The organism is Olsenella uli, assembly GCF_901212675.1.
Classification (GTDB): Bacteria; Actinomycetota; Coriobacteriia; order Coriobacteriales; family Atopobiaceae; genus Parolsenella; species Parolsenella uli_B.
The window spans coordinates 1-13,319 of the sequence record NZ_CAAKOQ010000060.1; the positions used below are offsets into that span (position 1 = coordinate 1).

The 13,319-nt window shown below is 65.0% G+C and carries 16 protein-coding genes and 1 pseudogene; 9 read left to right on the top strand and 8 right to left on the bottom strand.

The window, feature by feature from the left end:
- The 7 genes and pseudogenes from EFAMC1_RS10250 to EFAMC1_RS10280 all read right to left on the bottom strand — a co-directional run.
- Positions 1-248: pseudogene (locus tag EFAMC1_RS10250) on the bottom strand (hypothetical protein); the annotation flags it as partial.
- Positions 249-455: 207 nt separating this feature from the next.
- Entirely contained in the window at positions 456-1,547 is a 1,092-nt protein-coding gene (locus tag EFAMC1_RS10255; RefSeq protein WP_187324660.1) for a Gfo/Idh/MocA family protein, read from the bottom strand.
- Positions 1,548-1,870: 323 nt separating this feature from the next.
- Positions 1,871-2,758, bottom strand: coding sequence for a PTS system mannose/fructose/sorbose family transporter subunit IID (locus tag EFAMC1_RS10260; protein ID WP_154054178.1), 888 nt, complete (start codon positions 2,756-2,758; stop codon positions 1,871-1,873).
- On the bottom strand, positions 2,755-3,582 hold the full coding sequence (locus EFAMC1_RS10265; protein WP_154054179.1) for a PTS mannose/fructose/sorbose/N-acetylgalactosamine transporter subunit IIC: 828 nt from the start codon (positions 3,580-3,582) through the stop codon (positions 2,755-2,757). The genes EFAMC1_RS10260 and EFAMC1_RS10265 overlap by 4 nt, the downstream gene beginning before the upstream one ends.
- Before the next feature lie 121 nt (positions 3,583-3,703).
- On the bottom strand, positions 3,704-4,204 hold the full coding sequence (locus EFAMC1_RS10270) for a PTS system mannose/fructose/N-acetylgalactosamine-transporter subunit IIB (RefSeq protein ID WP_154054180.1): 501 nt from the start codon (positions 4,202-4,204) through the stop codon (positions 3,704-3,706).
- A gap of 85 nt (positions 4,205-4,289) precedes the next feature.
- The gene (locus EFAMC1_RS10275; protein WP_154054181.1) at positions 4,290-4,715 is read right to left on the bottom strand and encodes a PTS sugar transporter subunit IIA; all 426 of its coding nucleotides are present in this window, start codon (positions 4,713-4,715) and stop codon (positions 4,290-4,292) included.
- A 12-nt stretch (positions 4,716-4,727) separates the two neighbouring features.
- Positions 4,728-5,618 (bottom strand): class II fructose-bisphosphate aldolase, encoded by an 891-nt coding sequence (locus EFAMC1_RS10280; protein WP_154054182.1) that lies wholly within the window; start codon positions 5,616-5,618, stop codon positions 4,728-4,730.
- Positions 5,619-5,904: 286 nt separating this feature from the next.
- Between EFAMC1_RS10280 and EFAMC1_RS10285 the strand changes: the two genes are divergently transcribed.
- From EFAMC1_RS10285 to EFAMC1_RS10300, 4 genes are all read left to right on the top strand, one after another.
- Positions 5,905-6,705 carry a DeoR/GlpR family DNA-binding transcription regulator gene (locus EFAMC1_RS10285; RefSeq protein WP_154054183.1) on the top strand — a complete coding sequence of 267 codons (801 nt, stop codon included), beginning with the start codon at positions 5,905-5,907 and terminating at the stop codon, positions 6,703-6,705.
- A 107-nt stretch (positions 6,706-6,812) separates the two neighbouring features.
- The gene (locus EFAMC1_RS10290; protein WP_154054184.1) at positions 6,813-7,253 is read left to right on the top strand and encodes an urease accessory protein UreD; all 441 of its coding nucleotides are present in this window, start codon (positions 6,813-6,815) and stop codon (positions 7,251-7,253) included.
- Positions 7,254-7,262: 9 nt separating this feature from the next.
- Positions 7,263-7,445, top strand: coding sequence for an urease accessory protein UreD (locus tag EFAMC1_RS10295; RefSeq protein WP_154054185.1), 183 nt, complete (start codon positions 7,263-7,265; stop codon positions 7,443-7,445).
- 10 nt (positions 7,446-7,455) lie between these two features.
- Positions 7,456-7,617, top strand: a complete 162-nt coding sequence (locus EFAMC1_RS10300) for a hypothetical protein (protein ID WP_187324662.1) — start codon at positions 7,456-7,458, stop codon at positions 7,615-7,617.
- Positions 7,618-7,821: 204 nt separating this feature from the next.
- On the opposite strand, the gene EFAMC1_RS10305 is transcribed toward EFAMC1_RS10300, so the two are convergent.
- Positions 7,822-8,073 (bottom strand): hypothetical protein, encoded by a 252-nt coding sequence (locus EFAMC1_RS10305; RefSeq protein ID WP_154054186.1) that lies wholly within the window; start codon positions 8,071-8,073, stop codon positions 7,822-7,824.
- A gap of 42 nt (positions 8,074-8,115) precedes the next feature.
- Between EFAMC1_RS10305 and EFAMC1_RS10310 the strand changes: the two genes are divergently transcribed.
- From EFAMC1_RS10310 to EFAMC1_RS10330, 5 genes are all read left to right on the top strand, one after another.
- The gene (locus EFAMC1_RS10310) at positions 8,116-8,691 is read left to right on the top strand and encodes a hypothetical protein (RefSeq protein ID WP_154054187.1); all 576 of its coding nucleotides are present in this window, start codon (positions 8,116-8,118) and stop codon (positions 8,689-8,691) included.
- 626 nt (positions 8,692-9,317) lie between these two features.
- Positions 9,318-10,448 (top strand): ABC transporter substrate-binding protein, encoded by a 1,131-nt coding sequence (locus EFAMC1_RS10315; RefSeq protein ID WP_187324663.1) that lies wholly within the window; start codon positions 9,318-9,320, stop codon positions 10,446-10,448.
- Positions 10,449-10,535: 87 nt separating this feature from the next.
- Positions 10,536-11,612: a FecCD family ABC transporter permease gene (locus EFAMC1_RS10320; RefSeq protein WP_187324664.1), complete on the top strand. Its 1,077-nt coding sequence runs from the start codon at positions 10,536-10,538 to the stop codon at positions 11,610-11,612.
- A 134-nt stretch (positions 11,613-11,746) separates the two neighbouring features.
- A complete protein-coding gene (locus EFAMC1_RS10325; RefSeq protein ID WP_222838711.1) occupies positions 11,747-12,550 on the top strand; it encodes an ABC transporter ATP-binding protein in 804 nt (267 codons plus the stop codon).
- Positions 12,551-12,912: 362 nt separating this feature from the next.
- On the top strand, positions 12,913-13,319 hold a 407-nt coding region (locus tag EFAMC1_RS10330; RefSeq protein ID WP_187324665.1), incomplete at its 3' end, for a CAT RNA binding domain-containing protein.

Genomic DNA, 13,319 nt, shown 5'->3' on the forward strand with positions numbered 1-13,319 from the left:
GCGATGGCGCCGGGGAGGCACGCCCCCTCGCGGAGCTTCGGGATGCGCGGCGCGACCCTCCCGACGCGGGCGTCGGGGGCGCGCTCGCGGTGGCCGTTGCGCACGGCGCCCGGCCCGGAGGCCCGACCGTCCATTGCCGCGTTCGCCGCGCCCCCGAGGGGCGCGGCGGCGGTGACGTTCGGGTCGAGGGTGCCGCCCTCCCTGAAAACGGCGCGGTTCGCTGCGGTGTTTTCGGTTGCATTGTCCATGGCGTCCGTCCTTTCTTCAGAACCGGCTGTTATGGTGATAGCGATTCCAAAGGGGGCGGCCGCGCTTCATCGCGCGGTGCTCATACACCAAAGTTCGGGACGCGGCCTGTTTCGTCAAGTTGGAGAGGGTTTTGGACATGTTGGCGGCCCAAACGCGACCCAAGCACCCCCCCCAACGCTCAAGCGCCATGCGCTACGGAGCCGTGCCTACGCCTCGTCCGAGGGGAAGACGACGCCCGCCTGGGCGCGAACCTGGTCGGTGATGAACAGCGAGTCGAGCGTCGCCTGCTGCCAGGCGGCGAGCTCGTCGGCGGCCGAGGCGTCGGTCGGGACAGAGCCCACGAGTCGCACGAAGTCGCCGAGCTCGTAGACCATGTCGTTGGCGACGGGGGCGAACTCGAGCTCCTCCACGCGGTCGCCCATGCTCGTGGCCGCGTCCGCGCCGGCGTTGCGCACGGCCTTGCCGCGCCAGGTGACGTGCCCGGAACGCGGCTTGTCCATCGTCTCATACAGGATGGTGGCCGCCTCGCCCTCGATCTGGCTGGGGAGCTCGTCCTTGGCAATCTTGGTCCAGCCGAAGTTGACTACGTGCGTCGGGCGACCGGCGCCGTTCTCGTAGACGGTGAGGCAGCAGCCCGCTCCGTCGAGCGTGCCATTCGTGAGCTGCTCCGTCCCAGCCGGCAGTGGGATGGCGACGCTTACCACGCGCTGCGGTCGGCCAAACAGGTAGGCCGTCATGCCCGCGCCGTAGATTCCGATATCCATGAGCCCGCCCGACGCCATGCGCGTGTCAAAGATGTTGGTGTGCGCGCCGTCGAGCAGGTCGTCATAGCGCGAGGAGTACTTGCCGTAACGAAGCGTCGCCCGTCGCAGTGTCCCGATCTTCCCCACGAGCTCATGAATCTTGCGGACGTCGGGGTTGTGTATGGAACGCATGGCCTCCATGGCGACCACGCCCCGCTCGCGGGCGCTCGAGAGCAGCTTCGCCGCCTGGCGCTCGTTGGGGCAGAAGGGCTTCTCGACCAGCACATGCTTGCCCGCCTTGACCAGAGCGAGCGCCTGCTGGAAGTGCAGCCCGTTGGGGCTCGCGATGTAGACGGCGTCCACGTCGGCGGCGGCAAGTTCGTCGATCGACGTCACGTAGCGGTCTGCCCCGTGCTTCTCGGCAAAGGCGCGGGCAGTGTCCTCGTGGCGCGAGAAGACCACGGAGAGCCTGGCTCTGTCCACCTCTTCAAGCGCGTGGCAGAGGTTGTCGCAGATCATGCTCGTGCCGATGGTTCCAAACCTGAACTCACTCATGGGACCTCCGTTTTCGTCAGGCGCGCCCGACGGAGGTGCCGGGCGTGCAGTGCCTTTCTTCGAGCATGGTCCGGCGTGGTGCCGAGCAAGACGTTCCGCCACATCGAGCATAGCCTGGCGCGGCGCGCACGGCATTTCGCTACGCCCCGGCGCGGGGTCGAGCGCGCCCGCACCCAAGCGCGCCCGCGCACGTGAGAAGGGGCCGCGCCGACGCTTCCGCGACGACGCGGCCCCTTCTTTGTAGCGTGCGGCGCTCATGCGCAGCACGCCGTCCGCTCCCAATCGAAGCCAGGTCGCAGACCGCCCAGCCCCGAGTCAAGCGCCTACTCGATGCCGAGCAGACCAAGCGCGAGACCAATCACCATGGTGCCGATGATGAGCCAGTTGACGCTCACGTTCTTCTTCAGGAGCTTGAGGCAGCCGAGCGTGTAGAGGATCGGCACGAGACCCTTGAAGATGGTGTCGAGGTAGGTCTGGATCTGGACCGGGTCGCCTTCGGCCAGCGGGATGGCCACGATGGTGCTGAACTTCACGGAGCTGGCGGTCATGGCGCCGATCATGAGAAGGCCGAGGATGCCGGCGAGCTTGGTGATGACGGCCATGAGACCGGACTCATACAGCTTTGTGATGAAGTTCGAGCCCACGCGGTAGCCCAGCACCGTCATGTACCAACGCGTCAGCCACGACGGGATGTTGTAGATGAGCAGGAACACGATGGGGCCGAGGATGGTGCCGTTGTCGGCACACAGGGCCATGCCCACGGAAGCGGCGATGACACGGAGGACGCCCCAGAAGATGGCGTCGCCGATGCCGGACATCGGGCCCATGAGCGATGCCTTGACGGCGTCGATGGAGTGGGTGTCGAAGTCGGGCTTCTCAGCGTTCTCCTTCTCCATGGCCGCCACGAGGCCCATGCAGAACGTGCCCACGTTGGAGGTGATGTTGTACCACGTGGAGTGGCGAGTCATGGCGTCGACGCGGTCCTCGTGCTTCGGGTAGAAGCGCTCGACGGCCGGCCAGATCGACCACATGAAGCCGGAGGCACCTGCGCGGGCGCCGCCGCAGTACATGGCGAAGACGTTGAACGAGTGGAAGAAGATGCCGTGTAGCATCTTGCGATCTTCAGCGGACAAATCCTTGGTAGAGAGGGTGATCTTCTCGGCGGCCTGATCCTCTACCGCGACCGGGGTCTTTGTCTCTGCAGCACTCATGCGAAGAAGTCCTCCTCCTCAAGCTCCTCCTTGGAGGTGGCGCCACCGGAGACGCCGGACTCACGAAGGGCCTTGATCTGGTTGGCAAGGTCAAGCTCCTGGATGTCACGGATGCCCGTGACGGCCACGATGACGGCGCCCACGGCGGCAACGGCGATCATCGGCATGCTGAGGTAGGAGAACAGCACGAAGCCAAGCAGGAAGTAGATGGCGATCTTGTTATCCCACAGCATGCGGAGTAGCAGCGCCATACCGACGGCAGGAAGCAGGCCAGCAGCGGCGTTGAAGCCGTTGGTGACGGTGGCCGGAATGACGTTCACGAGGTTCGCGACCGGCTCGGCACCGATGAGGACGCCGAAGAACAGCGGCAGCGTGAAAGCGAGGTTCATGACGACGGCGCCTGCGAAGTGGCAGGTGAACACACCGCTCTTGTTGCCCTTAGCGGCCGCCTTGTCGATGAGCGGCGCCCAGAAGGACATGAGCACGTTGAAGATCAGCGAGTACCAGATGTTGGCGACGATGGCGACGGCGACGGCCAGCGTGATGGCCGGGCCCTGCTCCATGCCCATCTGGGTGACGAAGCAGATGGCTATGACCGTACCTGAGACCGGCTCGGCCGAGGTGGCGCCGCCGACGTTGACGCTGCCGATGAAGATCGCCTGCAGCGCGGCGCCGATGATGATGCCCGTGGTCACGTCTCCGAACAGGATACCCGCTACCAGACCGACTCCCAGAGGCTGGTCGATCATGGGCTGACCGAACGTCCACTGCACGAAGTAGCAGATGAACGCTGCCAGGAGCGCTATAAGCGCAGGTCCAAGCATGTCTTGCTCCCTTCCCTTTCTGCCCGCGCCACCCTGGGACGCGGCCCCTTAAACAGAGGGACCCGGACGGCGGCGCCTTGCTTGGGCGCGGCGCCGCCGTCCGATCCCTCAGAAAGCCCAGCTAGCCAAGCTTGGCGACGAGGTCCGCCACGTTGGTCTTCGTGTCGGTCACGCCAACCTGGTGGATGACGGGCACGCCCGTGGCGACGAGCTTCTTGGTGGCCTCGACCTCATAGGGGTTGAGGATCACGTTGGTCACGAGGGTGACCTTGGCGGTGTCGTCGGAACGGTCGAAGCGGCCGGTGTTGGCGACGTTCACGGCGCCCACGGCGCCCGGGGCGCCTTCGACGATCTTGAGGGCATCGGGGACCTTGTCCACGAGGCCGAAGATGCGCATGTCCTTGCCGCGGGGGTCGGCAGCGACCTTGATGGCCTCGTCGACGGTACGGATGAGCAGCTTCTGGTCGGCAGGGCACGCCATCTTGAGCGTGGCGGCCTGGGTTTCGTCACCCGCGGCGTGGTCGTTGGCGACGAGGATGCCCTTGGTGTTGAGCTCTTTGCCCCACATCAGCGCAACCTGGCCATGGATGAGACGGTCGTCGACTCGAATCTGAACAATCATGCTTACCTCTTCCTTCCAAGCGTCCTTCGAGGACGCCTTGCTTGCTTTGCCGGGGCAGGACACCTCGCGAAGCTCCGAGGACGACCTAGCCGAAGAAGTCGTCACCGTCTCCGTCGTCGGTCGCAGCCTGCCCCACCGAGACGCGCTGCATCTGGGAGGAGCCGCCCGCCACGATTTCGTCGACCTTTTCGGCGGTGAGCTTCTCTCCCGTGAGCAGGCACTCGATGATCGTGATGAGGTTGGCGCCCGCTACGTGCTGGATGCCCTTTTTCTCGGGCTTGAGTGTCATGACCTTGTTGCAGACACTTCCGCCGATGAGGTCGGTGAAGATGATTGCGTCGTCATCCGGGCCCACCGAGTCGATGAAGGCCTGGAGCTTGGGCGTGTAGTCCGAGTCGTCGATGTAGCAGTCAACGGCCGTGGCCTCGCCCACGTTGACCCTGAGAATCTCGATGGCGCTCTTGAAGCCGCTCGCGATGCGCCCGTGGGACGCGATGAGAACCTTCTTCATGGCATGCCCCCGCTACGCGACCGGCTTTGCGCCGTTGGCAAAGACCTTCACGACGTGCTCGAATGTGCTGAGGAAGCTCTCGTAGGCGGCGACGGTCATGTCGTGCCAGTAGACGATGTGCTTGCCGTCCTCGCCCTGGTGCTCGGCGATGACCTTCTCGACGGCCTCGCCTGCGTACTTGGCGCCGTAGGTGTAGTAGTTAATCTTGCGGATGCCGGCGTCGATGGCCTTCTTGTAGTCGGAGTCGGAGACGCCCGAGCCGCCGTGCATGACGAGCGGCAGGTGCAGCACGCGGTCACGAATCTCGGTGAGCACGTCGAAGTGCAGGTGCGGCTCGCCCTTGTAGATGCCGTGCACCGTGCCGAAGGAGCAGGCCAGGATGTCGAGGCCCGTGGCATGCACGAACTCGCTGGCTTGGTCGGGATTGGTGTGGATGGCGCCGGCCTGCTCAGCAGTGCCGCCCTCGTCGGTCTCGCCGCTCTCACGCGAGCCCATGGAGCCCAGCTCGCACTCGAGACCTGCGCCGTACTCGGCGCACATCTCGGCAGCACGGCTGGAGTACTCGACGTTCTCCTCGTACGGCAGGTACGAGCCGTCGAACATGACGCCGTTGAAGCCTAGGGACAGCGCGCGGGCCGCGTAGGAGAGGTCCTCACAGTGGTCGAGGTTGATGCAGACGTGGGCGCTGGAGCGCTCGGCAAGGTCGACGACGGCGGGCCCAATGTACTTCAGGGGCACGACGCCCTCGTGAGCCTCAGCGTGCTGGATGATGATGGGATAGCCGGTCTCCTCGGCCACGTCGATGGCGGCGCGGACGGCCTCGAGGCTGGCGGAGTTCACGGCGGCGATGGCCATGTTGTTCTGCTCGGCGATGGAGCAGATGTCACGCAGATTGGTGAGCATCCTTCTGTTTCCTTTCGCTTTGAGGCTTCATGTTGAGGATAAACGTAATCTATCGAAACTATGGACGTTTTGATTATGCGCATTGTGTTGCGGCGTATGGCGGCGTATTGGACGAGCGGTAGGTATTGGAGGATGAATGGTGATCGCCCGGTCATACCGCAGGTAGAGGTCTGTAAGGTCTACCATGTGTAATAAATCGGCATCGGTGACCTGCAGCTCGATTAAGTGCAAGAATCTCCTGATGCCACGCCCTATATATTGGTAGCACCCGCCGCACGGAGGCATCATGACACCGAGTTTCGATTCCTCACGCTCATACTATCTCGAAGAGAGGCGCGAAGCCATTCTTTCCATGCTCGAGCAGAACTCGGTTGTTCGCGTTTCGGAACTCAGCGAAGCGCTCGGGGTCTCAACCACAACCATCCGAAAGGATATTGCGGCGCTTGACAAGCTCGGTAAGCTTCGCAGGACGCACGGCGGTGCCATCCCCGCCCGAGAGGAGAACGTCGAAGACCGCTTCGACGTGGCCCGCAACATCCGTCACGACCAGAAGGTGCGCATCGGGCGCACGGCGGCTAGGCTCGTGAAGGACGGCGACGTCATCTTCGTGCAGTCTGGCTCGACCTGCCTCGAGCTCATGCGCGCGCTCAAGGGCAGGGCAGACCTCACGGTCATCACGAACGACCTGCTCGTCGGAATGGCGGCAGAGGACGTGCTGGTTGACAGCACCGTCATCATGCTGGGCGGGACGCTGCGCTACGGCTATCACTACACGCAGGGGTCGGACGTCATCAGACAGCTGGAGAACTACTACATCCCCACGGCGTTTCTGTGCGCCAACGCCCTCTCGTTCGAGTGCGGCGTGACGGCGCACCGCCGCGAGCAGGCCGACTGGGTAGGGGCGCTGGCGCACAGCGCCACCCAGGCCATCATGCTACTTGACTCGAGCAAGATCGGGAAGAACGCGCTCGCGCGGGTCACGGGCATCGACGCCCTTGACACTCTCGTGACCGACTCCGAGGTGGACGCCGAGACCCGCGCGCGCTTTCGGCGCGACTATCCCGAGCTTGAGGTCATCTACGCCTAGAACGGCTTTGACCGCGCTGCCCGAGTCCTGGTCGCCCGTCCTTACGAGGCCGCCTGCCCGCATGATACGGTCGTGTTGTCCGACCGCACGCATCCGCAGGGGGAACCGTGGCAACGCACGCCGACGACGGTATCACCTTCGACAGGCTCACCGACGACGTTGACGCCGTCATCGGGCTTGCGGCGGAGGCGTGGTACCTCCCTGACGGCTGCAGCGACCTCGCATCGGCGACGTTCGGGGACGTGGAGCTGACTGACGAGGAGCGGGACCGCATCGCGCGGCTCACGACCGGCGACGACCAGCGCATTGACGTCACCGTGGGCGAGGGCGCGGCGCTCCAGGTGACCACGCAGGCCTTCGAGAAGGTGCACCGCATGGAGGGCGAGCGCTCGGCCCGGCGCGTCACGCGGCTGGCGGTTGGCTCCGGGGGCTACCTCGACTACACGCCCCAGCCGCAGATTCCCTTTGCGGGCTCGGCGTTTGTCGCCACGACGGTGGTCGACCTCGCCGACGCCATAGCGCGCCTCGCCTACGAGGAGGTTCTCTAGTGCGGGCACGTGGCTCGAGGCGAGCGCATCCAGTATCGGAGCTACCGCAACCACGTGCTCGTGCGCGTGCCGGGCGCGCCGGTCTACCTCGACAACACGCTCTACGAGCCGCAGGGCTCGTGCGCCCCCGAGCTTGCGCCCATGGACATGGAGGGGATGGGGGCTCTACGAGGGGTTCACGCACCTCGCTAACCTCGTCCTCGTGAACCTGGGAATCGATGACGCGGCCTTCGCCGCCGCCCGCGACTACCTGCGCGAGCAGACGGGCATCATCGGCGCCTCGTCACAGCTGCCCGCGCCCGCCCGCGTGAGGGTGGCGCGTCGCACGGGAAAGGGCCGCATGACCTTGAGGGGCGTCGTGTAGTACTCATCGGCGAGCACGGTGGCGGCCCCGCGCCGTTCGGCAACAAGCCGCAGCTCGGAGGTGCGGCCTAACTGTTTGGCGGCGCCTTGCGCGGGAGCCATGGCGGCAACGGAGCCCTGGTCAGAAGCGGCATCCGCAACGGCACCCCTGCCCACGGCGCCCGCGTCCAGGCCCGCGCCCCTCTCGGCCTGCCCCCCCCCGCCACTACTCGAGGCCCTCGAACAGCGCGTTCTTCTTGATCCACGCGATGACCTCGTCCATGCCGCGCCCCTCACGGATGTCGGCGAAGACGAAGGGCCGCGACCTGCGCATGCGGCGGTTGTCGCGCTCCTTCATCTCGAGCGACGCACCCACGTACGGCGTAAAGTCGATCTTGTTGATCACGAGCAGGTCGCTGCGCATGATGCCGGGAGCTGGGGCGGCCGGGCCGTGGCGCGGCAGAAGCCTGCCCTCCATGGTACGCCGAGTTTGTCTCCGGGCGGGAGCGCGGAGGGGCGCATGAGCTACGGGCTGGCAGGCAGCGCCAACACCATCTACGTCGACGCGAACACGGCGTCGTCGGGCTTCGCCATCGTGGCGGCGTCCTCGGTCCTCGCGTTTTCGGCCGCCCGGAACGGCCTCGCGCCCTTTCGCCGCCACATGACGCTGCGCGGCGAGTACCGGGGCTTTGCCATGGACGAGCGGACCAGGCGGAAGGGCGTCTTCGTGGGCGCGTGCATCCTGGGCGCGCTCGTGTGCCTGGGCCCCTACGCCACGAACCCGCGGTACGAGGGCGAGCGGGCACGGCAGGGTGCCGCGGCGGTCGAGGCGGTGGGGGGCGCCTTGCCCTCGAGGCGCACCGGGGGTTTGTGCCCTACGACCCCTCCGACGACCAGAACGGCCTCATCGGCAACCGCCACATCGACGGGGGGCGGCACGACCCGCCCCACGCGCATCACGCGGGCTACCTGGGAGGACGGCGACGGCAAGGCGCACTCGGGCAGCGAGGCCTTCGTGATCGGGCTGCTCACCGACCGCGGGTGCATCCCCATCAGCGAGTTCGCCGAGGAACGCGGCGGGGGCCGGTGCCACTAGCCGGCCAGGGCGCGCGGGGAGAGGGCGTCGCCACAGGCCGCGCGGGGAGCGGGCGCCGCGGGACGCGTCTTTGGAGGCCGCCATGCCGAGCTCGCGCTGGATGATCCCCACCATCCCCTCGGCGCCCCGGAAGATCCGGGCGTCATCGATGGCCGCCCCGCCCCTCTCAGAATTGTCGATGATGCGAGGGGCAATGGAAGCCGCCTCGGAGGGGTCGAGCGTCACGCCCGGCTCCTGCTCGATGATGCCCAGGGCCTGCTGGCCCGGGCGGGCAGCCGGCCCAAGCGCGTTGTCAGCCCAGGCGAGCCTTGGCGCCCGCCCGGCTGCCATCCAGCGATGCTCGCGTCGCGTTGCTCCACAGCAGGCTAGAGTCCCCGTCACGGCGTAAATGTTGTGAGGGGTACCAGAGATGACGTGAATCATATGCATATACCCCCATGGGCATCAATTCACGTTTCAGTTATTATTTAGTCGAATATGGCTCTCTAGGGGTAAAAAATGGCACAGAAAGACCGCCATAAAGAACCCGGAAGCTCCTTGGTGGCATGATGCCTGCCGTACAAAGCTGTCGGTAGACCGACATGCTGCCGACATGCGCAGGCCATCTTTTTGCATCAGGAGTGACCATGAACCAGCACGCTCGTTCCAACGCATCGAACTCCATCAGCCGTCGCAGCTTTATTGGCGGTGCAGCAGCCCTCGTCGGCATGCTTGGCATCGGCGGCCTTGCCGGCTGCGGTGGCCAGCAGGCTCCCGCGGCTGCGACCACCGAGGCGGCTGCCACGACCGCGGGCACCTCGGGTGTCGATGAGATCCTCGACGCGGCGTCGCTCAAGCGCATCGGCGGCAAGACCACCTACCCGTTCACCTACACCACGTACAACTACAACCGCGAGCCGGTCGAGGTCACCATCGACAAGGCTCCCGAGCGCGTGATGGCCGTGCAGCAGAACAACATCGAGACGATGCTGGCCCTCGGCCTCAGGGATAAGATCGTCATGGCCTATGGCCTGGATGACCCCTCTGCCCTGGGAGATCTCAAGGCCGACTTCGACCAGATTCCATTCCAGGACGGCCAACCCAGCAAGGAGGACGTCATCGGCGTCAACCCCGACTTCATCACGGCGTGGTACAGCACCTTTGCCGATGACTTTCTGGGTGATGTCGACTTCTGGCATAACCGCAGCTGCGGCACCTACATGTCGCGCAACAGCGCCTGCCGCGGCAAGACGGGCACCTACCACCAGACCATCTACGATGAGTTCCAGGACATCCTGCTGCTCGGCCAGGTCTTCGACAAGCAGGACGAGGCACAGGCGCTCGTCGACAAGATGCTCGACGAGGTCAAGAAGGTCCAGGACTACGCCAAGGCGCAGAGCAACCACCCCACGGTGGCCGTGCTTGAGAACGAGGACGACAGCTACCGCGTCTACAGTGAGCTGACGCTTGGCGGCAACGTGGCCGAGGAGGCCGGCGCCACCCTGGCCGTGGGCAAGGGCGCGAGCACCGCGAACATCAGCGCCGAGGACCTGCTCGCTGCCAACCCCGACGCCGTGTTCATGGTGTGGTATGACGGCTTCCGCGACGCCACCACCTGTGTGACCGACATTACGGAGAACGACAAGTTCAAGAGCCTCGACGCCGTGAAGAACAACAAGGTGTTCCCCGTGGCGCTCACAGGCATCTACTGCAGCGGCCTGCACACCATCGACGGCCTACGCGACTTCTACCAGGCGCTCTATCCTGATATGAAGTAAGGATTATCACCATCTGCATGCCGGCGAGCGTGGGCGCCCCAAGGGATGCCCACGCTCGCCTTGCGTGCCTTCGGTTTGGATACGACCATGGACTTGAAGAACGGAGTGGTTCGCGGCAAGCAGGTGTGGTGGGTGGCTGCCGTGGTGCTCCTCGCGTTGCTCATCCTGTCGCTGCTGTGGGCTGTGACCATCGGTTCGGTTGGCCTGTCGGTGGGCGACGTCTACCGCGTGATCGCCTTCCACCTGTTTGGTATTGGTGATCCGAGCCTGTACGGCGATGGAACCACCATGGGTGACATCGTGTGGCAGGTTCGCCTCCCGCGCCTCGTCCTGGCGATCGCCATTGGCATAGCGCTTGCCGTGGTGGGCTGCGTCATGCAGGCCGTGGTGAAGAACCCGCTTGCCGACCCCTACATCCTTGGCGTCTCCTCTGGCGCTGAGCTTGGTGCCACGCTCGCGATCCTTCTGGGTGTGGGCGTCGCGTTCGGCGATGGCTACGAGGGGATCATGGCGTTCCTCGGCGCGTTCCTCGCATCGATGGCCGTGGTGGGCATGGCCAACGTAGGCGGACGCTCGAGCAGCATCAAGCTCGTGCTCGCTGGCACGGCCCTCTCGGCCATCTGCGGCGCCGTGTCGAACTTCCTGCTGTTCGTGGTCAACAAGAACAGTGACGCCGTGGCCGCCGTGGTGCGCTGGACGATGGGCAGCCTCGCGGGTGCCGAGTGGGGCACCAACCAGCTCGTTCTCGCCATCGCCCTCGTGGGTGCCGTGTTCTTCTGGTCGCAGTACCGCGCGCTCAACATGATGCTACTCGGGGACGAGACGGCTGTGACACTGGGCACCGACCTTTCGCGTCGGCGCATCGTCTACCTTGCGGTGGCCTCGCTGCTTGTGGGCTTCGCCGTGTATGCTGCCGGCATCATTGGCTTCGTGGGTCTCGTGGTGCCGCACATCGTGCGCATCCTGTTTGGCACCGACCACAAGAAGCTCATTCCCCTCGCTGCCCTCGTGGGAGCCATCTTCCTGCTGTGGGCAGACGTGCTGTGCCGCGTGGTCATTCCCCAGCACGAGATCCCCATCGGTATCCTCACGGCCTTCGTGGGTGCGCCGGCGTTCGTGTACCTGATGCTGAGGCGCACGTATGGCTTTGGGGGTGGCGAGTGATGGCGGAGGAAAAGACGCAGGTGTCCGCGGCGGACGAATCCAGCACCGCAACGGCTGGAACGCCCGCATCGGACGATCCCCGCGATGTCGCCACTGCGACCGCGCGACGTGACGCCCGTCCCGCGGGAGCTAGCGTGCCCGCGGCCCTTGCGTGCCCGATGGAGCCTATGGAGATTCGCGCCGAAGACGTGAAGGCCAAGCTCGGTGGCACGCAGATCCTCAAGGGGGTCAATCTCGACGCGGGTGCGCACAAGGTCGTGGGTCTCATCGGCCCCAACGGTAGCGGCAAGTCGACGCTGCTCAAGTGCATCTATCGCGTGCTGGCTCCGACGGGTGGTGCCGTGTACCTCGGTGACCAGCGGCTTTCTGACTATTCGGTGCGGGAGAGCGCCCAGCGCGTGGCGGTGCTCGCGCAGCACAACTACTACAACTTCGAGTTCTCCGTGCGCGACGTGGTGCTCATGGGTCGCTCGCCACACAAACGCAGCGTGGAGCGCGACAATGCGCACGACTACGAGGTCGTGGCAGACGCTCTGCGCATGGTGGGGATGCAGGACTTCGCCACGCGCGGCTTCTCGACGCTTTCGGGCGGCGAGCAGCAGCGCGTGATCCTGGCTCGTGCCCTCGCACAGCAGACGCCCTGCCTCATCCTCGACGAGCCCACCAACCACCTCGACATCAAGTACCAGCTCGAGCTCATGGACATCGTGAGGGCGCTCGACCGCACGGTGATCTGCGCGGTGCACGACCTCAACATCGGTGCCATGTACTGCGACGAGCTGTTCGCCATCAAGGACGGTGAGGTGGTGACGAGCGGCGTGCCCGAGGAGGTCATCACGCCGGCGCTCATTCGCAAGCTCTACGACGTGGAGGCAACGGTGTTCGTCGATGACGACGGCGTGCGCCACGTGCTCTACCGCCCCGGCTCCGTACGCTAGCAATGTCGCATGCCAAGCCGCAGTCCCCTCCTCAACACGGCAGTGTTATGGGGACTGCGGTGGGCTTGACGACGTTCATTCTTCGATCAAAAACGGCGAGATTCGTGATGCCGCTCGCGGGCGCGTGACGACCATCTCCCCCGCTCCTCGTGATTCTCCCTCACAACTTGGGAAGAGCCGGGATCCCTTCTGATAGAGTTCATCTGCGCAACTTAAGCCTGCTACCCAATTTGAGTCGTTGGGGCAGAACTTGCATTGGCTATCGCCCCTTTGGCATATAGCCTCTGTGGTTCTGCCCCATTCTATGTAGGCAAGCGAGATCAGATGGGACGGGCGCCGCGCTCTTTGGGCTTAAGATAATCTTGAACGACAACGTTGCCATCGCCGTCGACGAGTCGGGCGAAGAGGTCATCGTTACGGGCAAGGGTCTGGGATACGCCAACAAGGTCGGGAGTCTCTTGTATGAGAGGCTGGTCCGCCGCGTCTACTCTGCCCGGGGTGATGGGGCAAACCGCCGGTTGCAGGCGCTCTTCTCCGAGATTCCCTTCACTCGCATCGAGGTTGCGGGGCAGATCGTAGACGTGGCCTCTGCTGCCACGGGCCAAAAGCTGGGGCAAAACCTCGTCGTCTCCCTCTCCGGCCACATCAACTTTGCCGTTGAGCAGACGCGCAACGGCACCTATCGGTCCAACCTTCTGAGCGACGAGATCGAGAGCTTCTACCCTGCCGAGTGCTTTGTGGGCCAGCAGGCCCTGGGCATCATCGAGCA